At 41.6% G+C, this 23995-nt stretch carries 22 protein-coding genes; 7 read left to right on the forward strand and 15 right to left on the reverse strand.

The genetic code is table 11. The annotated features are described in order from the left end of the window. Nucleotides 1-4: 4 nt before the first annotated feature. Nucleotides 5-748 carry an RluA family pseudouridine synthase gene (locus VXM68_RS17750; RefSeq protein ID WP_294350651.1) on the reverse strand — a complete coding sequence of 248 codons (744 nt, stop codon included), beginning with the start codon at nucleotides 746-748 and terminating at the stop codon, nucleotides 5-7. 83 nt (nucleotides 749-831) lie between these two features. On the opposite strand from VXM68_RS17750, the gene panB reads away from it, so the two are divergent. The 6 genes from panB (at nucleotide 832) to VXM68_RS17780 (ending at nucleotide 8136) form a co-directional block, all read left to right on the forward strand. Further along, nucleotides 832-1647 carry a 3-methyl-2-oxobutanoate hydroxymethyltransferase gene (gene panB / locus VXM68_RS17755; protein ID WP_367209543.1) on the forward strand — a complete coding sequence of 272 codons (816 nt, stop codon included), beginning with the start codon at nucleotides 832-834 and terminating at the stop codon, nucleotides 1645-1647. Nucleotides 1648-1701: 54 nt separating this feature from the next. Next, nucleotides 1702-2259: a hypothetical protein gene (locus VXM68_RS17760; protein ID WP_367209544.1), complete on the forward strand. Its 558-nt coding sequence runs from the start codon at nucleotides 1702-1704 to the stop codon at nucleotides 2257-2259. Between the two features lie 80 nt (nucleotides 2260-2339). Beyond that, nucleotides 2340-2492 (forward strand): 30S ribosomal protein THX, encoded by a 153-nt coding sequence (locus VXM68_RS17765; protein ID WP_293954018.1) that lies wholly within the window; start codon nucleotides 2340-2342, stop codon nucleotides 2490-2492. Nucleotides 2493-2675: 183 nt separating this feature from the next. Beyond that, a complete protein-coding gene (locus tag VXM68_RS17770) occupies nucleotides 2676-3737 on the forward strand; it encodes an efflux RND transporter periplasmic adaptor subunit (protein ID WP_293954016.1) in 1062 nt (353 codons plus the stop codon). Nucleotides 3738-3743: 6 nt separating this feature from the next. Next, complete coding sequence (locus tag VXM68_RS17775; protein ID WP_367209545.1) at nucleotides 3744-6827, forward strand: efflux RND transporter permease subunit; 3084 nt, start codon at nucleotides 3744-3746, stop codon at nucleotides 6825-6827. Between the two features lie 7 nt (nucleotides 6828-6834). Next, the gene (locus VXM68_RS17780; protein ID WP_293954012.1) at nucleotides 6835-8136 is read left to right on the forward strand and encodes a TolC family protein; all 1302 of its coding nucleotides are present in this window, start codon (nucleotides 6835-6837) and stop codon (nucleotides 8134-8136) included. Between the two features lie 116 nt (nucleotides 8137-8252). Here VXM68_RS17780 and VXM68_RS17785 read toward each other — a convergent pair whose 3' ends face one another. Continuing rightward, nucleotides 8253-8519, reverse strand: coding sequence for a hypothetical protein (locus VXM68_RS17785; protein WP_293954010.1), 267 nt, complete (start codon nucleotides 8517-8519; stop codon nucleotides 8253-8255). Between the two features lie 279 nt (nucleotides 8520-8798). Between VXM68_RS17785 and VXM68_RS17790 the strand changes: the two genes are divergently transcribed. Beyond that, nucleotides 8799-9524, forward strand: a complete 726-nt coding sequence (locus tag VXM68_RS17790; protein ID WP_293954008.1) for an acyl-ACP thioesterase domain-containing protein — start codon at nucleotides 8799-8801, stop codon at nucleotides 9522-9524. Between the two features lie 45 nt (nucleotides 9525-9569). Here the strand turns inward: VXM68_RS17790 and VXM68_RS17795 are convergent, their stop codons facing one another. The 13 genes from VXM68_RS17795 to VXM68_RS17855 form a co-directional block, all read right to left on the reverse strand. Next, nucleotides 9570-10199 (reverse strand): gluconate 2-dehydrogenase subunit 3 family protein, encoded by a 630-nt coding sequence (locus VXM68_RS17795; RefSeq protein WP_293954006.1) that lies wholly within the window; start codon nucleotides 10197-10199, stop codon nucleotides 9570-9572. A gap of 19 nt (nucleotides 10200-10218) precedes the next feature. Then, nucleotides 10219-11652, reverse strand: a complete 1434-nt coding sequence (locus tag VXM68_RS17800; RefSeq protein ID WP_367209546.1) for a Gfo/Idh/MocA family protein — start codon at nucleotides 11650-11652, stop codon at nucleotides 10219-10221. A gap of 19 nt (nucleotides 11653-11671) precedes the next feature. Then, nucleotides 11672-13357: a GMC oxidoreductase gene (locus VXM68_RS17805; protein ID WP_293954004.1), complete on the reverse strand. Its 1686-nt coding sequence runs from the start codon at nucleotides 13355-13357 to the stop codon at nucleotides 11672-11674. Between the two features lie 43 nt (nucleotides 13358-13400). Then, nucleotides 13401-14645 carry a nucleoside permease gene (locus VXM68_RS17810; RefSeq protein ID WP_367211308.1) on the reverse strand — a complete coding sequence of 415 codons (1245 nt, stop codon included), beginning with the start codon at nucleotides 14643-14645 and terminating at the stop codon, nucleotides 13401-13403. A gap of 96 nt (nucleotides 14646-14741) precedes the next feature. Beyond that, complete coding sequence (locus VXM68_RS17815; protein WP_294184804.1) at nucleotides 14742-15665, reverse strand: TIM barrel protein; 924 nt, start codon at nucleotides 15663-15665, stop codon at nucleotides 14742-14744. A 16-nt stretch (nucleotides 15666-15681) separates the two neighbouring features. Continuing rightward, nucleotides 15682-16704 (reverse strand): FAD:protein FMN transferase, encoded by a 1023-nt coding sequence (locus tag VXM68_RS17820; RefSeq protein ID WP_293954000.1) that lies wholly within the window; start codon nucleotides 16702-16704, stop codon nucleotides 15682-15684. Between the two features lie 12 nt (nucleotides 16705-16716). Beyond that, nucleotides 16717-18030 (reverse strand): Gfo/Idh/MocA family oxidoreductase, encoded by a 1314-nt coding sequence (locus VXM68_RS17825; RefSeq protein ID WP_294184800.1) that lies wholly within the window; start codon nucleotides 18028-18030, stop codon nucleotides 16717-16719. 27 nt (nucleotides 18031-18057) lie between these two features. Beyond that, nucleotides 18058-19026 carry a formylglycine-generating enzyme family protein gene (locus tag VXM68_RS17830; protein WP_367209547.1) on the reverse strand — a complete coding sequence of 323 codons (969 nt, stop codon included), beginning with the start codon at nucleotides 19024-19026 and terminating at the stop codon, nucleotides 18058-18060. 280 nt (nucleotides 19027-19306) lie between these two features. Further along, entirely contained in the window at nucleotides 19307-19897 is a 591-nt protein-coding gene (locus VXM68_RS17835) for a hypothetical protein (protein WP_293953994.1), read from the reverse strand. A 5-nt stretch (nucleotides 19898-19902) separates the two neighbouring features. Continuing rightward, entirely contained in the window at nucleotides 19903-20646 is a 744-nt protein-coding gene (locus tag VXM68_RS17840) for a hypothetical protein (protein WP_367209548.1), read from the reverse strand. 501 nt (nucleotides 20647-21147) lie between these two features. Beyond that, a complete protein-coding gene (gene rpmA, locus VXM68_RS17845) occupies nucleotides 21148-21411 on the reverse strand; it encodes a 50S ribosomal protein L27 (protein ID WP_046672918.1) in 264 nt (87 codons plus the stop codon). A gap of 44 nt (nucleotides 21412-21455) precedes the next feature. After that, nucleotides 21456-21767 carry a 50S ribosomal protein L21 gene (gene rplU, locus VXM68_RS17850; RefSeq protein ID WP_028068281.1) on the reverse strand — a complete coding sequence of 104 codons (312 nt, stop codon included), beginning with the start codon at nucleotides 21765-21767 and terminating at the stop codon, nucleotides 21456-21458. Nucleotides 21768-21927: 160 nt separating this feature from the next. After that, complete coding sequence (locus VXM68_RS17855; protein ID WP_367209549.1) at nucleotides 21928-23970, reverse strand: M13 family metallopeptidase; 2043 nt, start codon at nucleotides 23968-23970, stop codon at nucleotides 21928-21930. Nucleotides 23971-23995: the final 25 nt, after the last annotated feature.

The following is a 23995-nucleotide window of genomic DNA, read 5'->3' on the forward strand; positions in this document are numbered from 1 at the left end:
CTATTTATGAATCAAACTTATCTAACAGCTTTAATAAGGTCGCAAAATCCTTTGGATAGGGCGCATCGAAAACCAACTTAACGCCATTCAGTTCGAATTCGATATGTTTGGCATGTAGCGCAAAACGCTTCATGATAGGCTGTTCTTCCTCGTCTTTCGACAAGGTATACCCACGCTTCTTAATTTGGGATAAATAGACCGGTTTACCGCGATACATATCGTCGCCAACAATTGCTGCGTGTTGTGTCGCTAGGTGAATACGGATTTGGTGCATCCGTCCAGTAATGGGTTTACATTCCACTAATGTATAATTCTTGTAATATTTGATCGAATTGAATATAGTTTCCGCTGCTTTGCCATTGGCACGGTCAATCGATACATTTTTATTGCCCTGATTCAAGATCGGTAAATCAACCAGCAAATTCTGAAAAGTGTGCGTACCGCCTATGATCGCATGGTAAGTCTTATTCACTCTTCTTTTTTCAAATGCGATAGAAATTGAACGATACGTTTCGGGGTTTTTGGCAATTAATAAAATACCCGAAGTCTCTTTATCCAAACGGTGGCACACCTGTGCATCCGGATGGTATTTTTTCGCCAATCGAAGGATATTCACCTCTCCGCCCTCACGCTCATCCAAAGAAGCTACAAACGGTGGCTTATTGATAACAATCAAATTTTCATCCTCATGAATGATTAATTCTGAAAATTTAGGAAATTTAAATAGACGATTCTCATTTTGTATCATTTGGCAAAAATACAAAACACCAGGCAGAATATTGGTCAATGTATTATAAAAAGCTTACTTTTGGACACAAAATAAAAGTTAAGATGTCTGTAAACAAAGAAATGAAACGCGTAAGCACCGCCATGCTACAAGCCATGAAAGACCGTCAGGAAAAGATATCTATGCTGACCAGCTATGATTATTCCATGGCTAAAATGGTTGATCAGGCGGGTGTTGATGTTATTTTGATTGGAGATTCTGCCGCCAACGTATTTGCTGGATATGAAACCACCTTGCCTATTACCCTTGATCATATGATATACCATGCGGCGTCAGTTGCAAGGGGAACGCAGCGCGCCATGGTGCTGGCAGACTTGCCCTTTGGTTCTTATCAGGGATCTGCCAATGAGGCCTACAACGCAGCCGTCCGTATGATGAAGGAATCTGGCGCACATGCACTGAAACTGGAAGGTGGTCTTGAAATCATAGAAAACATCAAAAAAATCATTGCCGGCGGTATTCCCGTATGTGGTCACCTGGGCCTTACTCCTCAATCTATCAACAAATTTGGTAATTTTGGTGTCCGTGCCAAGGAAGAACAAGAGGCAGCTAAACTCATCGAGGATGCGCTTGCTTTACAGGACGCCGGCTGTTTTGCAATTGTGTTGGAAAAGATACCTGCAAAATTGGCCAAGGCAGTGACCGAAACATTGACAATTCCTACGGTAGGTATCGGTGCTGGACCGGATTGCGATGGTCAGGTACTTGTCATTAACGATATGCTGGGCATGAATGCAGATTTTAAACCTAAATTTATGCGTCATTTTGCTAAATTGCATGAGCAAATTACCACTGCAGTAAGCAATTATGTGGCTGAAGTGAAAGCAGTAAAATACCCAAACGAAGATGAACAATACTAGGTATACAATATGCGGTTCCTGATCATTGGACTTTTTATCCTTATTGCTTATCTGATGATACGCAAAAAATTTAATCTTTTTGGGTTTGCTGCTGGTGGATCCAAAGATTTAAAATCAGGTTTTCAATTGATTGAGGCTTCCTCCGCAGTCATCCAGGCAAATCTAAAAAAAACCATTTCCAATGTCATCATGGGTGTCATCCTGATTCTGATTACCGTATTGCTGTTTGTGAAGATAAAAATTATCCTCTTCCTCCTTCCCATTGCATTCTTTCTTATAGGCTATCTTTTTTTGTTCAACAACCATTTTAATAAGGTAAAGAGCCAGCAAGTATGGTATAATGCCAAAACTGATGAAGTATTTATTGAACAATTAAAAGGAGAAAATTATAGCTTTAACCTTTTAAAGGATATTGAAGCCGTGCAGAAAATTGAATCGATTCAGACGACCAGAGGGTTGTTATATGGCTATTACCGTATTAAATTAAAAAATAGCATATTGGAAATTCCCTACTTAGTTGCCGAAAACAAACCAATCAACAATTTGTTTTTTGATACCATTACCCAAAACTTCAAAATTGATGTCCAAAAACGTATTTTTCCCATTATTTGAAGACAAAACAGTTGACTCTTTAAAAACAAATCACTATATTTAGGTTATATATAATTTTAAAAACCAAAATATTTTACACTATGGGAAAAGGTGACATCAAAACCAGAAGAGGAAAAATATCGAATGGTTCTTTTGGAAAAAGAAGACCGCATTTGTCCAGAGCTGCAATCAAGCCGAAATTAAACGATGAGGCTCCAAAAGAAGTGGAACAAAAGACAAAATCAAAAAAATAGTAAACGCAAAGCTAGAAATGAATTTCTAGCTTTTTTTCTCCCTTCGCTCCCAGCAAAAACACTGTGCATGATCTTGCTACAGTTTTGTATATATTGTAAAATCCTTTTGACAACCCGTAACCACATTATAATAAACCTATATTTACCAGTTAAATATAAAAAGTACACAAGATACTATACCATATGAATAAAAAATCGATCATTTACCTTCTTTTGGCCTGCGCTGTTTTTGGAGGTGGATACTTTCTGGTTACTGCTAAAAAAGACAAAGAGGGAACCGATAAGCCGAGGGAGAAAAAAGATGTTCCAGTGCCGGCACAGGCGATCATTGCCAAATCTTCTGTCGCCGATAGATCGATCAATCTTTCGGGAAGCATTGACGCAGAAGAGCAGGTCGAGGTCAGAAGTGAAGTCAATGGTCGAATCACCAAAATATATTTTGCAGAAGGGCAGCGTGTCAGGCAGGGTGAACCTTTGATCAAGATTGATGATATAGAACTGCAGGCACAATTAAGACAATCCCAAACGACCAATCAGCTCAATGCAGAAAATGAACGTCGAGCCAAATTGCTGTTGCAAAAAGGCGCTATCAGTCAAGAGGAATTTGATATTGCCAGTGCGGCCTTAAAAACTTCTGCCGCACAGATTCAGTTGATCCAGGCACAAATATCAAAGACTACCATAAGGGCGCCATTTAGCGGAATGATTGGATTACGGAATATCTCTGTAGGAGCCATTGTCTCGCCCACCACGCTGATCACAAATCTGGTCAAGGACAACTTGGTAAAAATCACCTTCGCAGTCCCCGAAAAATACAGCAGTATCGTTAAAGTAAATATGCCGATCGAGTTTAGTGTCGCCAATGACCCAACCGTCATGAAAGCAACTATCTACGCTGTAGAACCTCAAGTATCACTTAACACCAGGACACTTACAGTCAGAGCCCGCGCAAACAACGAGCAGGGAAAATTGAAAGTAGGATCATTTGTTAACGTGAGCGTTCCAATCGAGGTAGAAAACGATGCGATATCCATCCCAACAGAAGCCATCGTACCTGTTCAGGACGGAAAAAAAGTGTTTATAGTACAGCATGGCCTAGCCAAAGAAGTGAAGGTTGAAACGGGTGCACGTACAGACAAAGATATTGTCATTTTATCTGGGATCAGTGCCGGTGACACCATTTTAACTACAGGTGTCCTGTCGTTAAAGGATGGATCAAAAGTTAAGGTATCACTAGCTAACTAACTGAGCATGAATTTATCTGCTATCTTTATTAAACGCCCGGTTTTAACTATTGTCGTCAATATAACCATTATATTGTTTGGCTACATTGGTTTTAGCTTTTTGGGCGTCCGCGAATACCCCTCCATTGACCCGGCTATTGTTTCTGTTAGAACAAACTATGCGGGTGCAAATCCAGATATCATTGAATCTCAGATTACCGAACCGCTGGAAAAAGCCATCAACTCCATTGATGGCATCCGGAATATATCATCCTCCAGTAACCAGGGGTCCAGTAACATCACCATCGAGTTTGGTCTGCAGAAAAATCTTGAAGAAGCGGCAAATGATGTCCGTGATAAGGTATCTCAGGCCATCCGAAGCTTGCCTCAGGATATCGATGCTCCGCCAGTGGTTTCCAAAGCCGATGCCGACTCCGATCCTATTATCACGTTGACGCTGCAAAGTGAAACGCGCGATAAACTTTCGCTGAGCGACTACGCCGAAAATGTGATCTCAGAAAGACTACAGACAATTCCAGGTGTCAGCAGTACCCAAATTTACGGTCAGAAGCGCTACGCGATGCGCTTATGGCTCAACCCCGACCGTATGGCTGCTTATGGTATCACCGCTTCTGATATCCGCACGGCACTGAATAATCAAAACGTTGAATTGCCTTCTGGAAAAATTGTTGGAAATACCACGGAGCTCACTGTAAAAACCGTAGGAAACCTTTCTACACCCGAACAGTTTAATGCTATCGTTCTGAAAGCCGATAGCAGCCGTATTGTCAAATTCATCGACATTGGCCGGGCAGAAATAGATGCCGAAAATCTGGAAACAAAAATGGTCAGCAATGGGAAGCAATTGGTTGGTATAGCAATTATTCCTCAACCCGGCACAAACTACCTCGATATTGCCAATAATTTTTATAAAATGCTCGATCAGATCAAGGAAGATCTACCCCAAGATATTATCCTTAACATAGCTTCTGACAACACTACATTTATTAAAAAATCTGTTGAGGAAGTCGCCGAGACACTGCTGATTTCAATTATCTTGGTCACCTTAATTATTTACTTTTTCTTCCGCGACTGGGGTATCGCATTACGGCCTCTTCTGGATATTCCCGTCTCATTGATTGCAACATTTTTTATTATGTACATGTTCGGATTTTCGATTAATGTGCTTACTCTGCTTGCGATTGTACTCGCGACAGGTCTTGTCGTCGACGATGGGATTGTAGTGACGGAAAATATTTTTAAGAAAGTGGAAGAAGGTATGTCTCCCATAGAAGCTGCTTTGAAGGGCTCAAAGGAAATCTTCTTTGCCGTTATCTCGATTTCAATCACACTTGCAGCGGTATTCTTACCTGTTATATTTCTTGAAGGCTTTGTGGGTCGGTTGTTCCGCGAATTTGGAGTCGTTATCGCTTCGGCCGTATTAGTTTCTGCGTTTGTTTCCCTGACGCTCACCCCTATGCTCAATGCCTATCTTATCAAAGGTGGTGGACACAAAAAAACAAAATTTTATAATTGGACCGAACCCATGTTTGTCAAGATGAACAAGGGGTATGCTAATGCCCTTGACAAATTCATGAAATTCAAATGGATCAGCTTTCCGATCCTAATCATCTGTTTTGTGGTTATTGGAATCCTTTTTTCGTCCATTAAAAAAGAAACTGCACCTTATGATGACCGAAGTAATATCTCTGTCAATGTAACAGGTCCAGAAGGTGCTACCTACGAATATATGGATCGTTATATGCAGGAACTGGACAAACTCGTGTATGATTCAATTCCGGAGAATAAAATCAGTCTCAACATCACTTCACCTGGCTTCGGAGCAGCGTCCGTCAATTCTGGACGTATTCGGATGACGTTAGTTGACCCCAGTGAGCGCCAGAAATCCCAGGATGATATTGCGAAGGAATTGACCAAATGGACTAAACAATACGATGCTGTTCGGGTCAATGTATCACAGTCGCCCACAATATCCATGAATCGTAGAGGTGGGTTACCTGTGCAATATATTATCCAAGCACAGAATTTTGAAAAACTTCAGGAAAAAATACCGCAATTTATGAATGAGGTCAACAACGATCCCACGTTCTCAACAACAGATATCAACCTCAAGTTCAACAAGCCAGAGCTTCATGTTGAAATTGACCGGCTAAAGGCGCTAAGCCTAGGCGTCTCTGTACTGGATGTTTCGCAATCCTTACAATTGTTGCTGAGCGGTCAACGATTTGCCTATTTTATGCGCGACGGAAAACAATATCAAGTTATTGGCCAGGTTGAGAATGACCGTCGGGCGACTCCAACGGATCTTTCTTCCATCTATGTACGCAATAACATGGGGCAGCTTATCCAATTGGACAACGTTGTCAGCGTGAAAGAAGAAAGTAGTCCACCCCAACTCTATCACAACAACCGTTATATGTCCGCTACCGTTTCCGCAGGCCTGGCTCCTGGTATGAGTATGAGCGACGGTATTGCTGCAATGGATCGGATAAAGGAAAAAGTACTCGATCAGAGCTTTACTACCGACCTTAGCGGTGAATCGCGTGATTTTATTGAAAGTAGCTCCAATACCCTATTTGCATTTGGTCTGGCTCTATTACTAATCTACTTGATCTTAGCGGCTCAATTTGAAAGCTTCCTTGATCCTTTTATCATCATTCTGACTGTTCCCATGGCTGTAGCCGGTGCACTGATCAGTTTATGGTTATTTGATCAGACCTGGAATATCTTCAGTCAGATCGGAACGATTATGCTGATCGGACTCGTCACCAAAAATGGTATCCTGATTGTTGAATTTGCCAACCAGATGCGAGAAGAGGGAATGGAAAAATTTGAAGCCATTATGCATGCAGCCGAATCCCGGCTTAGACCGATCTTAATGACCAGTTTGGCCATTGCGCTCGGCGCATTGCCAATTGCGATGTCGCTCGGCGCTGCTTCGACCAGCAGAATTGGGATGGGGGTAGTAATTGTCGGAGGCACCATATTTTCGCTTATTCTGACCTTATTCATCATCCCGGCAATTTATTATATGTGGTCGCGACAAAAAAAGCATAGACCAGAATTTGATAACATTAAAAGCTACGAATAATTAAAACATGAAGAGAAATTTCACCCTACTACTATGGCTTTGCTCCATCATGTTTCAAGCTCGTGCCCAAGCGATATTGACCTTGGAAGATGCGCTAAAAACAACGTTGAGCAATAACTTCAATATTCTTTTGGCTAAAAATGACAACAACATTGATATCGAGAATACCAGTTTAGGAAGCGCTGGCATGCTTCCCGCAGTAACCGGTACATTTAACAGAAGTAATTCGGTCCAGAACTCAAGACAGGTTAGGGCCGATGGACAGGTACAGCAGGTTTCCAATGCAAAAAATGACAATATGTCGTATGGCGTTAACTTAAACTGGACAGTATTTGACGGACTGGGTATGTTTGCGCGTAGGGATCGATTTAAAGAAATACAGCGTCAGGGCGAGGCTGAGATAAGATATGAGGTCACTACGCAACTCAGTGAAGTCATGGCCACCTATTATAATCTTGTGCAGCAAAAACGATTGATAAACGCATTAGATACAACCATTACACTTTCTCAATATCGGGTTACTCTGGCCGAAAATCGCCTGCAGATCGGAAAAGGTTCCAAGCTTGATCTGCTGAATGCTAAAGTCGATCTGAATACCGATCAGACAAACCTGCTTAGACAGCTCGAAAGCTTTAAAAACACCAAGACATACCTCAACCAATTGATGACAAGAGATTTGAGTCTAGACTTTGACGTTGAAGATGAAATGAAACTGGATACGGATCTTAAACTGGGTAATCTCATCGAAATTGCTGATCAACAAAATCCTCAAATTCAGCTTGCCATCATCAACAACCGCGTCGCCGAACTCAACCTAAAGGCAGTAAAAGCCGAACGTTATCCCAAAATTGGTTTAAATAGTGGGTATAATTGGAACGAATCTCACTCCTCACTTGGTTTCTCTACAGAAAATAAAAATAGAGGGCTCACCTACGGTGTATCGGCGTCCCTGAACATATTCAACGGCTTTTTGCAAAATAGAAACGAGCGTATCGCCAAATTTCAGATTAAAAGTTCTGAAATACAGATCAAACAGCAAAAACAAGATATACAGGCTCAAGTAAGAACTTTGTTTCAAACCTACATTACCAACATCGAATTGGCCAATGTAGAACGGAAAAATGAGGAACTGGCAAAAGAAAATTTAAACATCACCATGGATAAATTTCGCATCGGTACCATCACGACCTTGGAAGTAAGAACGGCGCAGCTAAATTACATCAATGCAATGACACGTAGCTATACGGCACAATACGATGCTAAAGTGTCGGAAATACGACTAAAGGAATTGACAGGAGAAGCATACTAAAATTACGGCTTGTAACCCACTCGTTTTAGAGACAAAACAAAAGCCAATTTTGCCAATAAGCAAGATGTAATCATACAAAACGGAGGCTCCTAAATAGGAGCCTCCGTTTTTATTACTTAATAATCAATGGCTATAATAGACTTTAATGGTATTAAAATCCCACTTTTAATCTGAATATATCTATCAGTCAACGACCACACCGTGGTCTCAATACGTTTTGGTCCGGAATCTGTCTGAAAGGCAATTTCGGTTTTGGATTTAAACTCATTTCCCAACCGAAGTGCACCTTTCAATTTATCCATAAAGGTCGCAGTCTTATCTTCAATCGCCGGGATAAATTTAAATTGAGGAATTTCCTCTTTAGCTATTAGTTGTCCAACCATAATACGAGCATTTAATGTTTAACAATAGTATTTGCGCTACATAATCAATAACGCTTTCAAGCCAATCTTATTTTATCTTCTTCTGCCATTGGCTTATCTAAATCTACCAATTCCAACTATAATAATCAATATGCTAATAGAAAACTATCATTTATTTTACAATAAAAATACGTTTGTACCTTGGAGAGCGTTCGCGTTATCTGGATAGCGTGTCATTTCATCGTATAGGGATGGCACAAGTGATTCCAATTATCTATTTTTGCGGAAAATATATGCTATATGGAACGATCTGTCTTCGAAAAAGAGTGGGAAATTAATTTCACCCAGTGCTACTCCAATGGTCGCATCCGTTTCTCCGATTTGTCTAATATCTTACAGCTCACCGCTGGAGAGCATGCCAATGTAGCGGGTTTTGGATTTAAAGAAATGGCTAAACATAACCAAACGTGGGTACTAAGCCGTATCCGAATTGAGATTGCGAGGTTACCCAAATGGATGGATATTGTCAAGGTCAAAACCTGGGTGCAGGAACTGGAAGGCGCACGCTCGACCAGAAATTTTGAAATTACAGTGAATGGGCAGACTTATGTGACAGCAAGCAGTTATTGGGCCGTCATCAATACAGTAAAAAGAAGTTCCGAAACACTGGCAATTTCGACCGAAGATTTTGTCACATATCCCGACCGTCCAGCCACTCAGCGGCCTTTTTCGAAGCTCGATATCTCCAGTACGGTCAAAAATAGGGATGAATATATCGTAAAGCTCTCCGATCTCGATATTGTCAACCACGCTAACAATGTTAAATATCTCGACTGGTGTATGGATAGATTGCCTATGGAACTTGTCTTAACCAATCAGATCCGGTCGTTGGAGATGAATTACCTTCGTGAACTACGTTATAACGATACAGTAGAAATCAATGGTGATTCTACCGATCAGGGATATTTTATGACGGTTACTAAACAGCAGCGGATCCATTTTGCCCTGGCAATCGAGACAAAATAAAAAGGAGACCATGGTCTCCTTTTATCTTTACTTTTCCAAGCTTTGTTAAGCAAATGCTTTGTCTCCTTTTTTGTATGGAAGATTACCATCAAATTTTCCGGGAATCTTCACATAGCGCAATGCCTTTGTACAGCCCAGTTCAGAGTTAAAGAAACCGGTCAACGTTAGCTGCTTAAACATGGTGAACCAATGAGGTGGATCATTATCCACATAATTGTACAATTCATTCTGTTTCTCTCTATTTTTCTCCCGAATATCTTTCTGATCTTCCGCCTGTTTTTTGTTGAACTCGTTCGCTTCTTTATCCAAGGCCGCCGCGACCGCCGTTCTATCTTCCGCCGAAAGTTCTAGGAATGGTTTCCCTTTTACTTCTTTCGATTTGTCGTCCAAACTGCCCAAGCCATCTAAAAACGCTTTTTGTTGCTTCTCTGTATAGCAGTCACGCACCATGACAGGGATAAAACTTCCTACCCCAGCTTCTTTCGCTCCCGGAGTGGCAGTTTTAGGTAAGATAGCTTCCGCTAGATCACCTAGCAAGTCGGTCGTCTTAGCTTCAAATAAGGCTTGCACATCTTTCGTTGCTGAACGTGTACAACCTTCCAAAAATAAATTAGCGCCAATAACGGTACCTCCTAAAATTAAGGCAACCCGTTGTAATGCTTCTCTTCTATTCATACTACTAAATATCTTAATTTTAGAAATTATATTTCATTTCCCAACCTTGTCTGTAATTCCGTTTTACATACTGATTGACATGATCAAAGTTTGTAACGCGCATATTATTGTTATCCCAAAGCAATTTCAGGTTACGTCCAGGATATTTGCCATCGATGCGTAAATCAGCTCCTCTGATTGCCAAATTAGCCATCAATAAAGCTTCAGTCAACGGACCGGCGATCTCAAATGGCGAACTCACCTCTTTCTTACCGTATCCAGCCTGACAAGCTTCTACCCATTGTGCATAGTGTCCACTTTCTTGTCCGGGTACACGCGCATACTTTTGGGCAATTTGTTCTTTTCTCGACGTTGGTAATAAACGTGCATTCTGTCCATAAGTATCAGCAAGGATTTTTCCCTTTGTACCGACAAGTAAGATACCATTACCACCATCACCAAAAATTTCGTTTGGACCTAATTCATCCGGACGAGCGGGCTGAATACCACCGTCCATCCAGTGTAATGTGACAGGGCCATTAGTACGCGGTGTTTTCGGGAATGTTAATGTTGCATGGCTTGACGGCGGACAGCTTTCCGGAAAATATCCGCGTTTGAACTCATCCACATATACCGAACCTACAGTTGCTTGTACATCCTGTACATAGGTAAGCCCTAAGGTACTGAAAGGCACTTCCAACAAGTGACAGCCCATATCGCCCAATGCACCGGTACCATAATCCCACCAGCCGCGCCAGTTGAAAGGCACCAATTTGTCGACATATTCTTTGTAAGGAGCAGTACCTAACCAAAGATCCCAATCCAGTTCTTTCGGAATCTCAGCTTTACCTGTAGGCCAAGCAATTCCCGAAGGCCATACTGGACGGTCTGTCCAACAATATACTGTATGTACATCACCAATAAGACCAGCTTCGTACCATTCACGGACAAAACGTGGTCCATCATTGGATGCCCCTTGATTTCCCATTTGGGTAACTACTTTATATTTCTTTGCGGCATGCGTCAATGCTCTGGCTTCCCAAACATCGTGTGTCAGCGGTTTTTGAACATACACGTGTTTACCTAACTGCATAGCTGCAAGCGCCTGAATTGCATGTTGGTGATCTGGAGTCGAAACAGAAACAGCTTCAATACGTTTGTGCTCCTTATCCAGCATCTCGCGGTAGTCTTTATAATATTTTGCCTTCGGGTACCGTTTTAATGCACCGGCCGCACGACGGTCGTCCACATCACACAAGAAAGCCAGATCTGCTTTCCCTGAATCGTGAAACGCATTGATGTCGCTAAAACCTTTGCCTCCTACACCGATACCTGCTACTTGTAATTTGTCACTTGGAGCTGTAAAGCCATTTCCGCCCAATACATGGCGAGGGACGATCATAAAAGCCGCCGCAGCGGTCGCGGCACTCTTTATAAAACCTCTTCTACTCGTCTTATTTGAGTTATTTTCCATTGTTATGAATCTTTAGCTGTTAGATGTTACCTTTTTTCAATTCACTTACTGCAAAGTCAACTGCACGAGCAGTAAGCGCCATGTACGTTAATGAAGGGTTGACACAACCTGCAGAAGTCATACAAGCACCATCAGTCACAAAGACGTTCAATGCATCCCACACTTGGTTGTTACCATTTAAGACGGAAGTTTTTGGATCACGTCCCATACGGGCAGTCCCCATCTCGTGGATACCTTGACCAAAGCCATATACATTATCGTAGGTATAGATATCTTTCACGCCAACTTTTTCCAACATTTCTTTCATCTCATTCTGCATGTCACCACGCATCTTCAATTCATTATCCTTGATCTCCGCGTCAAATGACAATACAGGTAATCCCCATTTATCTTTTTTGCTTTTATCAAGCGTAACTTTATTTTCGTGGTAAGGTAACGTTTCTCCGAAAGCGGTAAAACCTACGGTCCAATCACCTGGCTCACAGATGGCATCTTTCCATGCACCCCCCACTTCCATCTCGGCAACAGCACCAGACCAACGTCCGCGACCTGCCGCACCTTGGTATCCGAATCCACGAACATAATCACGTTTTTTGGTATCACCTTCTACGTTTACAAAACGAGGTACATACAAACCTGTCGGTCTGCGGCCATACACATAGCTATCCAAATAACCATCAATCTTACCTCCGGCACCACAACGGAAATGGTGATCCATCAGGTTATGCCCCAATTCGCCACTGCTGCTACCCAGACCGCCTTCCCAAACATCTGTGGCAGAATTCATCAATACCCATGTTGAGTTCAATGCAGATGCACAAACAAAGATGACCTTTGCGAAAAATTCATAGGTTTGATTTGTTTCAGCGTCGACAATTTCTACACCTTTTGCCTTTTTCGTGTTTTTATCGTAGATAATTTTAGTTACGATGGAAAAAGGGCGTAATGTCAAGTTATTTGTTTTTTTCGCTGCAGGAAGAGTCGCCGACTGTGTACTGAAGTAGGCACCAAAGTTACAACCCAACCAACATTGATTTTGATATTGACAGTTTACACGGTCGTGATGCGGAACAGTAATGTTTGCCGTTCTACCCATGATGAAATGACGTTGACCGCCATATTGTTTTTTCAAACGCTCCGCTAAGTCTTTTTCAACAATATTCATCGCCATTGCAGGCATGTAGTCTCCATCTGGCAAAGATGGTACACCGTCGCGATTACCGGAGATACCAGCAAATTTCTCCGCATAACTATACCAAGGGGCAATTTCATTATAACGAATTGGCCAGTCTACACCGTGACCGTCTTTTAAGTTCGCTTCGAAATCCAAATCGCCTAAACGATAAGATTGTCTTCCCCACATCAGCGATCTACCGCCAACATGATACCCACGGTACCAATCAAAACGTTTGACTTCGGTATAAGGGCTCTCCTTTTCATTTACCCAAAAATCCAGGTTTTTTTCGTTCAATGGGTAATCTCTACGCAACACCGGATACTCTTCGATCATTTTTTGCGTACGACCGCCAGCATGTGGCCATTCCCATGGATTTTTATTTGGCGCAGTATAATCTTTGATGTGTTCGATGTTACGACCACGCTCCAGCATAATTGTTTTCAGCCCTTTCTCTGTCAATTCTTTCGCAGCCCATCCACCACTTATCCCCGAACCGATTACAATTGCGTCATAAGTATTTGTTGCCATCTCTCTTCTAATTATTTGTTTTTTTAAATAGTTATTTTTCTGTTTAGTGTACAGCATTTGTACTATCAATCTTTTCGTCCTTAAAAAGGGCTAGAAAGATAAAAAATACCACCGCTGCGATAATTGCTGGTACGACCCAGGTATGATTCCAAAATGCCGCCAGGTCAGTTGCCTTCAAATCTTTGTACTTGTCGCCGACATAACTAGCAACCCAGAAACCGATCAGCTGTCCAACACCGTACGTTGCCAAAGTAATTAAGCCCTGTGCCGCCGATTTGTATTTAACACCCGCTTTGCTATCTGTATAAATCTGACCGGAAACAAAGAAAAAGTCATAACAGATACCATGCAATGCAATACCGATCAATAACATGAACGATAACTCGCCCGCATTGCCATAAGCAAATAACAGGTAGCGGATTACCCAAGCAAGCATACCCACAAGGATTGTTTTCTTAAAGCCAAATCGTGTAAAGAAAATTGGCAAAGCCAATAAGAACAATACTTCCGATGCCTGACCGATAGTCATCTTACCCGTTGGATTTTCCAAACCTATCTCTGAAAGGAATAAATTTGCATTTGAGTAATAAAAGGCCAATGGAATACAGATCAATACCGAAGAAATGAAAAAGATAAAAAAGTTTTTGTCTTTCAATAATTTAATCGCATCCAGGCCAATGATTGATGCAAAGGATGGTTTTTCGTTTTCATCCAATTTAACCGGCGGCGTTTTAGGCAATGCAAACGAGAATACCCCAAGTACCAATGAAGCAGCCCCTGACATTAAAAATGTATTTTTCAAAGCACCCTCTGATGCTGATGCATCCCATCTAAAGATATAACTGATTGCTAAACCTGCTACGATCCAACCAATTGTTCCCCAGATGCGTATACCTGAGAATTGTTTTTCCGGATTGGTCAATTGCCTAAAGGAAACTGAACTAGCCAAAGCCAACGTTGGCATATAAAGCACCATATAAGCCAATACATACGGATAAAAAGTAGCCATGTCTGCAGCACCATACATTTGGTACATCAATACTGCGCCCACCAAGTGTAAAACACCCAAAATACGCTCCGCATTAAAATAGCGGTCGGCAATCATTCCGACAATAAAAGGGGCGATAATTGCTCCCAATGATTGTGTTGAAAATACATTAGCCATTTCAAAGTCCGTTGCATGTAGATTTTTGCTCAAGAAAGTACCTAATGTCACAAACCATCCCCCCCAAATAAAAAATTCGAGGAACATCATGAAGGATAGTTTAAATTTTATTGTTGATGAAATCATAAAAAAAAATGGTGTTTTACAATACTACTAATTGGTTTTACCTGCTCAATTTAAGAAATTAAATCTAATTGTCAATAGTACACTATTAAAATATTACAAAAAGCTATCCACCTCGCGATACGCTGCCACCAAGCGATCCTCACCTTCTTTACCTGGCTTGGATATACCATGTTCCATCCCCATGATACCCTTATATCCCTTACTGTGAATATGTTTGAATACGTTCTTGTAATTAATTTCGCCCGTAGTTGGCTCTTTTCTACCCGGGTTATCACCGATCTGTATGTAGGCAATTTCGTCCCAACAACGATTCATATTGGCAATTAAATCACCTTCGGTACGCTGCATATGATAGATATCATATAAAATTTTACAGGACGGACTGTTCACAGCCTTACATAAGGCATACGTCTCATGTGTCTGCTGCAAAAACAAATCTGGTGTATCACTTAAAGTTTCCAATACCATTACCAAACCATGCGGCTCAAAGATTTCGGCGCCTTTGCGCATCGCTGTTAGGATATTGCTAAACTGATTGCCCCAGGGAAGTCTACGTTCATAAAATCCGGGCACTACAGTGACCCATTTCGCATGGCAATATTTGGCAGCTTCTACAGACTTCTTGCAGGTTTCGACAAACTTGTCCAAATACTCTTGTTTGCCGGTCGCCAATGATGGCATCCAGTTTTGGCCGCCGTCCACCACAAATACGCCCATCGTCATACCCAGCTTGGCCAACAGATCACCGATCTTTTTCTGCTCATCCAAAGTTCTCCCTAAAAAACCATTATCTTCAATCCCACGAAAACCCAAATCATACATATAACGAATTTCATCGAGAAAATTATCCCCAGCGTGGTTTTTGAACATCCCCTGATGCGGGGCATAATTTAAGTTGAATGTTTTACCTTTATCCATCGTATTTGCTGTATGTTGAGTTGTTGACGCAAAAGTCTGTCCAGCCAGTCCTGCCCCAGCGGCCAAAAGACTACCTTTAATAAAATCCGATCTCTTCATTTTATTTTATAATTGATTAATTTTTAAATAATTTACCAAATCCCTCCGAATAAATCGTTTGAATGGTTTGATTTTTATCTTTAAAAATGACAAATACTGCCACATCTTTAAATTTTTTGGCTTCTGTCATCACTTTATCGGGTTCCATGCCCATAAAATAATTATCCAGTGCATCTGCTTCCATCGCAGTTTTTGCATAGACGCTGACACTTAGGATATCGCTCGTATATGGAAAACCTGAAACGGGATCGATATGGTGTCCCAATTTTTTCCCTTTATATTGAATATACTTTTCGAAACTACCAGCCGTGGTCAGGGCACCCGCTCTCAGCTGCGCCACAGCAGTAATCAATTCTTCACCGCCAGTATCATCAGGCTGAACGATACCAATGGAAAACCCCTGCCCCGCAGGTGGCGTACCCGAAGCCCTAATTTCACCACCGACCTCAACGATATAATTGACAATTCCCTTTCGCTCAAGATAGTCCGCCAAAAAATCGACCGTATAGCCCTGTGCAATACCATTGACATCGATTTTAACGCCCTTTTTCTTCTTGATCAGCCGATTCCCGCTCACCTTCAAATACTGCATGCCAACAAGTTCCTTCACTCGCAATACCGTCGCCGAATCTGGGGCTGCGACACTCTTATATGCACCAAAGCCCCAAAGGTTGACCAACGGGGCAATCGTAATATCAAATTGACCATGTGATAATTTATGATACTTAAAAGAAGCTTTTATCACCTTGGCCATGTGGTTATCCATGACAATAGACTTAACCGAATCGGTATTGAACTGAGATATTTTCGAGTCTTTGCGATAGATTGACATCGACAAATCAATGGCCGTCAATATACTATCAACTTCCGACCGTCTCAAGAGACTGTCGGAAGCAAAATAAGTGATATGGAATTGTGTCCCCTGTGCGGGCCCTTCCAGCTTAAATTTGTGTAATTCAGGCAACGGAATTTGCGCCTGTACATGCATGCGACAAACGATACTAAAAAATAGGATGCACACATAACACTTTAATTCCATCAGCCTAAAAGCTTAAATATAAAGGTTTGTATTTTGGCCAGGCACTGCCACTGGATAAAAGCCCTCTGCATCGGGCAGCAATTTTGGTTTTGCATCCCACGCGAGTACATCCGGCCCCAATTTAATGGTCGATTTCAATGCCTCGTCCCACTTGATTACCTTACCTGTGTAACAAGCAATACGTCCGATGATACCGGTCAATGTACTGTAAGCACCGTATTCAGCATTATCAAATTTATATTCCCCTTTAGAAATGGCCGCAAAAAGTTCTTTATGTTCTTGCTGATAGGGATTTGGATTCCCTTTCGGGTCGTGCCGATAGATTTCTTTTCCTTTCCAGTCGTACAACACAGCCTGTCCCCCCGCAGAGAGATACGCACGTCCTTTGGTTGCCTGAAATTGTTCGTCAACCCGGTTATGAATGCCTTCAAAGTGTCTGCACTGGCTATAGACAACACTGTTATCGGCATAAGTCAACTCTAATGCAAAGTTATCGTATATTTCGCCATACTCTTTACCGGTACGATGCGCCCTACTTCCGGTGCCTTGAATCGATACCGGATAAGCTCCTTTTACCCAGTTGGCAATATCGATATTGTGCACATGCTGTTCGACGATATGGTCACCGCACAACCAGTTGAAATAATACCAGTTACGCATTTGATATTCCATTTCTGTCTGTTCCGGTTTGCGTGGACGCACCCATACACCGCCCGAGTTCCAATATACTTGTCCCGATGTCACATCACCGATGGCACCTTCTTGGATACGTTTGATAGCCTCCCGGTAATTTGTTTGATAACGGCGTTGCAAACCCACAACAACATTCAGTTTTTTGCGCTTTGCTTCTGCCGCTGCCCGCAACACCTGTTGCACCCCCGGGATATCAACGGCGACGGGTTTTTCCATGAAAACATGCTTACCCTGACGGACTGCTTCCTCGAAATGTGTCGGCCTAAACCCCGGTGGCGTCGCTAAGATAACCACATCTGCCAATTGAATTGCATCTTTATAAGCATCAAATCCGACAAATTTATGGTTGTCGCTCACATCGATCTTATCTTGCCATTTTTCTTTGAGGGTATTATAAGTACTATCTAAATTATCTTTAAAGGCATCGGCCAACGCGACAACCTTGATGTTCATTCCTGAGCTCAGTGCATCGAAAGTGGCTCCTGTTCCCCGGCCCCCGCAGCCGACTAAGGCAACTTTGATGACGTCCGAACCTGCAGCATAGGCACCCGATAGCGGTAACGAACTCAACATTGCGCCACCCGCCACTACGGCAGAAGTTTTAATAAAATCTCTTCTTTCTAGATTCTCCATAACAGTTTTATATTGATTATTTTATTTTTAAAAATCTTTAATTGGTTTTTTATCATAATACGCCATAATCTCCTCATGGCTAGGCGGATTAGCCGGTCTTACCAATCGCAATCCGACAAAAGGTGCTTCCGGAAACCACCAGTTACTTTTTGGTACTTGCGGATCCAGTTGCTTCCATACTGGATCTGAAGCTCCCCGAGCCGCCGAACGAAGGTCATCAGCCGCGCTATCGAATGCACCACCACGGACGACATGTGGATAAAGGGTAGTCGGCACCACTACCGGGTTGGTCAACACCTTTCCCGTACCTTCGCTGTAGCTATCAGCTTTATATTGGTCGTAAGTCCACTCCGCTACATTGCCATAAATATCATAAAGCCCCCAGGGGTTTGGCTTCTTTTGTCCGACAACATGCGTTTTCTCTTCCGCATTTTCTTTAAACCAAGCATAATCTGCTAGTTGCGTTGCTTGATCACCGAAAAAATACGCCGTCTTGGAACCTGCTCTGGCAGCATACTCCCACTCCGCCTCTGTGGGCAAACGATAAAACACGCCGGTACGCACATATAGCCATTTACAGAACTGGATGGCATTGTAATGCGTCATTGCCAAAGCTGGATGTCCTTCTTTCCCAAAACCAAAAGTCATATCCAAATACGGCTTCGTAGGACGAGTAACAGCATCGATTTCTTTACTTATTTGGCCGTCCTTACTCTTTGCAATTTCATAGTCTTTATAGAGAAATGGCTCAAACAGATCCCATGTTACTTCATATTGACCCATCCAAAATGGATCCAATTTCACCTCATGTGCAGGCTTTTCATCCGCCTTACCTCCACTCGTGCTTCCCATTTTAAAGTTACCACCAGGGATGGCAAGCATTTTAAATGTCAAATTAGTTCCTTCAATAGACTGCTCGTAAGGCTCAAAGGCCTTTTGCGCCATAGCATGCACGCCAGTCAATAATAAAACAGGAATAAAGATTTTTTTAAACATATTTAGGTTTGTAATTAAAGACTAAAATATAAAATAAGGTGTACACTTTACACTTTGACACTATAACTTTTTTATTACAGTTTAATTCTTCACATAATAGTCTATTTGTAATAACGGTTTAGCAAAATCACTCCCTACAATCTCCCCCACTTCAACTAGGCTCACAGTTTTAAACACAAATGCTAAACTGCCTTTAACCGATCCATTGTCTGCCGAACAAACAAAAAAGGTTTTCCACTTTCATGAAAAACCTTATTATTTTATCGCTTACACCGATACGCTAAAGTAGGATCTTGCGGCTTACCGCTTTATCTATGGTAATATAGCCCGGATAGAAAACAGATTGACCAGCGATATTGATTGAAGGTTTCACTTTTAACGTGAATATTCCTTTTTTATTTTCATCGCTTGACATTAAAAAATCCTGTAGATCCGAATTTTTCAACAAATCGTAGATATTGGTTGCTATACGTACATTAGCGATCGTAGATTGTCCGGGTTCTATTTGTAAGGATTGATTGACAATACCTTCAACAAGCTGCTGCCCACCGTAAAGAATGATATACTGGAATTTATTAATAGACGCTTTCTTAAGCGTCGGATTATCTATTTTAAGCCGGATAACAGCGTCTAAGGGAATATCTTTCCGAAGATACGCCAATGCTAAGCTTGGCGCTGCCCCTAAGTCAATCTGATTATTTCTGATCAGTCGTTGCAGCGATGTCCCTGCCAAGCGGATACTATCCACCGATTCTACATCGAACTTACATTTCGCCAAGTTCTCGATCTGCGCTTTTTGCCGATTTATTCCACAGCCGGATATAAACACACCCAGCACTACAAAAAACGCCAATAATATTTTCTTGTTCATAGCCGCTATTTTCCTCCAAATTTATATAAAACTCCCAACGTAAACAATGGATAACCTGCTTTTAAATAGGTATTACTTTTTAGACCGAAAACCATACCATTTGTATATTGCAGCTTCCACCCTTTTCCAAGCCCCATCCGGGTATAAAATACAGGCTCGACCAGCATATTTTCTTCTTTTTCTGCAGGAAGGCCATCGATGGCAAAATTCTTCATGCGCATATTACTGAGACGGATGATGGTACCATAATCGATGTCATGCCGGTTACCAAATAGTTTCAGGGCATCCTTTTTTTCTGATGAAAAATTGACCTGCACAAATACTTTGTCAAAATCCATATCCTTCGTTTCCACAATAGCCTGTCCCATGGTCGATGAACGCTTATCTAGTACATTCGTATTGCCCACCCCATAACCGCCATAAACCTCAAATACGCGGTTATTTTTACGGCCAAACCGTGTATAATAGCCTATTCCCGCTTCTCCCATTTTTTGCGCATAGTCTTTGATATTGGATCTACTGTCCACATAAGAACCGTTGGCAATCACCGCCACGTGATCTGTGACCGCGACACCGAGGTTGGCCGATACATTAGCTTTGGTATTAATATTACCCGAAACATACACTTCCCCAGCTTCTGTAAACATTGGCGCGGATGGCACATTGGGCATATAAATGGAACTACAGGAATAGAATGAACAGGCAAATAATCCAGCGCACATAGCATATCCCAACTTATTGTATTTCATATGTAAGTATTTATTCGTTCTTGTCTGCATGATATGGACACATGAATGCATCATATTCCGCTCTGTTATCGATAGCTATATCATCTCGTCTACACACGCATATCGTATCCACATATATAAACCAAGCGGGCTTCGCTGCTACTGCTTGTAAATTTCTATTTAATCTGTGTCGATATCTTGTCAATTGGTGTATATTTTAAAAACACTAATAGTTTATAAAAATTGTACCAAAGCAGTTACATTTAACAGAAAATAACAATTTAAATCTGTTTAATAATTTAAACTATTCATTATCAAGCCAGACGATATAGCCTACAGCGGGATGAGACATTTGAATAGCGCGATGCTGCAACCAAACGTTTTACGATGGTGTTAATGCACTATTGCGACAGCGGTAGAGCCGGCCAGTTGCAGCCGCAGACATGAAGGATAAGCAGATAAGTAGTAAAAAGAAAAAAGGCATCAATTTCTTGATGCCTCTTCAAATATTGTTGCATAACCTTATGCTTGTTCTGTAGGAACTACAGATACATAAGATTTATTGTTAGCTTTTTTACGGAAAACTACTTTACCGTCTACTAAAGCGAACAATGTGTGGTCTTTACCAATACCAACATTTGTGTCGGGATTGTGTTGTGTACCGCGTTGGCGTACGATGATGTTACCAGCGATTGCTTGTTGACCACCGAAGATTTTGATACCTAAACGCTTGCTATGTGACTCACGGCCGTTCTTCGAACTACCCGCACCTTTTTTGTGTGCCATTTCTTTATCTTAATTTAAGACTGTTTGTCTGATTAAAAATTCAATTATAACGTAATACCAGTGATCTGGATTTTAGAAAATTGTTGACGGTGACCGTTTTTCTTTTTGTAGCCTTTACGACGTTTTTTCTTGAAAACGATAACTTTATCGCCTTTTAAATGAGACAAAATTTTAGCCGAAACTTTTGCACCAGCAACGCTAGGTGTACCAATGGTAAATTTACCACCGTCTTCTGCTAACAATACATTGTCAAATTCAATACTAGCGCCTTCATCTCCTTGTAAACGGTGTACAAAAAGGAACTGGTCTTTTGCAACTTTAAATTGCTGTCCTGCTATATTTACTATTGCGTACATTGTTAATTAATTAAATGTGTTATTAAATGAAGGGCAAAAGTAATCAGTTTTTCTCACAATTCAAAGACAAATTTATATTTTCATTTCTACTTAAACGTTATTTTGTGCATAGTATTGCCCTAAGAACCATCAAGACAATACCATTCGTCCCCAAAAGTTATTACCAAACCAAAACTCTCTTCTCGGGTGCTACATACATTTTTGCCGTGGGCTGTATATTAAATGCCTTGTAGAAAGCCTCCATATTATACACGGGGCCATTTACGCGAAATTGTTCGGGGCTATGCGGATCGACTTTTAAGCGCAAACGCATTCTTTCATCACTACTCTTTACGCGCCACACCTGCGCGAAACTCAGGAAGAAGCGTTGATCCGGTGTAAAACCATCGATTTTCTCTTGCCCCTGCCCTTGCTTGGTCAATTTAAAGGCGTCATAGGCAATATTGAGCCCTCCAATATCAGCGAGATTTTCGCCCAGCGTGAGTTCACCATTCACATGTTGATTGTCCAACAAAGTGAAACTACTGTATAACTTCGCTACCTGATTGGCCCTTTCTGTAAACTGCTTTGCATCGACCGCAGTCCACCAATCGGTCAAATTACCATCTTTATCATATTGACGTCCCTGATCATCAAAGCCGTGGGTCATCTCGTGACCGATAACGGCGCCAATAGCGCCATAGTTTACGGCGTCGTCTGCGTTCACATCAAAAAATGGAAATTGCAATATCCCAGCTGGAAATACAATTTCGTTGTAAGGCGGATTATAGTATGCATTTACCGTAGGTGTTGTCATCAGCCATTCCGACTTGTCAACCGGTTTACCGATTTTGCCTACCATTTCTTTATAAGCATGTTTTGCTGCAGACTGTAAATTGGCATAATAGGTATCTTTAGCCACTTCCACGTCCTTATAATCTTTCCATTTTTCGGGGTAACCGATTTTCTTGGTGAAGGCCTCCAATTTTTCGATTGCTTTCTTCTTGGTCTCCGGTGTCATCCAGTCCAATTGCTCGATGCGGCTTTTATACACCTTTTGCAGGTTGTCGACCAGTTCAAGCATCCGTTTCTTTGCTTCAGGTTTAAAATACTCATCCACATATAACTTTCCGACAATCTCCCCCAAGTTTTGATCTGCGGAGCTTACCATTAATTTCCAGCGTTCTTTCTCCTGCCGCTGACCATTCAATATTTTTCCAAACAACTCAAATTTAGCCTCCCGAAATTCCTTGCTCAAAGCGTCAGCAGAAGCATTTGCTAAATCTGCTTTTAGCTTTGTCTTCCAGACCTCTAGCGATTGTGATTTCAACAAATTATTTAAAGCAATATAACATTTAGGCTGCTGCACAAGGATGGTATCGGTTTTGATATCCAAGCGATTTAGGATATCTTTCCAGTTAAGATTTGGGGTCTGCTTTTGGAAATCCTGCACCGCAAATTTATGATAATTTTTAACGGGATCACGCAATTCTACCGGCGTCGCATGCGATTTGGCGATAGCGGTTTCCAGCTGAAGTACGTCCTCTGCCAATCTTTGTGCATTGGCGCCCTCTCCGATCAATCCAAACAATTTAACCAGATAGGAGACATAAGCTTTTCTGATCTTCTGTGCTTTATCATCCTGATCGAGGTAATAACTTGCTTCAGGTAGATTAAGTCCGCCCTGAAAAAATTGCAATGCATTTTTCGTACTGATCCGATCATCTGCAGCGACATAAAATGTAAAGAGATCACCACCGCCTTCCTTAAATCCATCTGCGGCATACGCAATCAGTTCATCGATGCTTTTCAGTCCATTGATTTTCTGGATTGCTCCTTCGATCGGCTTTGCGCCCAACTTATCGATGGTCACGGTATCCATGCCACTCGCATAGAAATCGCCTGCCTTTTGCTGATCGGACCCCTTCTTATTAGCTCCTTTTGCAGCGTTTTCTAAAACAGATCGGAGCTTCTCCAAATTTTCATTCTCCAAAATGTAAAATGATCCCCATCCTGTTTCAGATGCCGGAATCTGGGTATTTTTCATCCAGGCTCCATTCGCATACTCAAAAAAATTATCCCCTGGATGCACCGTGGTATCCATTCCCGAAACATCAAAAAAATTGGTCCGGACCGTTTGAGCTGTATCGCTTTTCTTATTTGACTGACATGACATGATCATGAAAACGATCGACAGCGTTCCCCACTTGACTTTTTGTATCATATTTTAATAAATTAAAAGCATATTT

Origin of the sequence: Sphingobacterium sp. R2, assembly GCF_040760075.1 — a bacterium.
Taxonomy (GTDB): Bacteria; Bacteroidota; Bacteroidia; order Sphingobacteriales; family Sphingobacteriaceae; genus Sphingobacterium.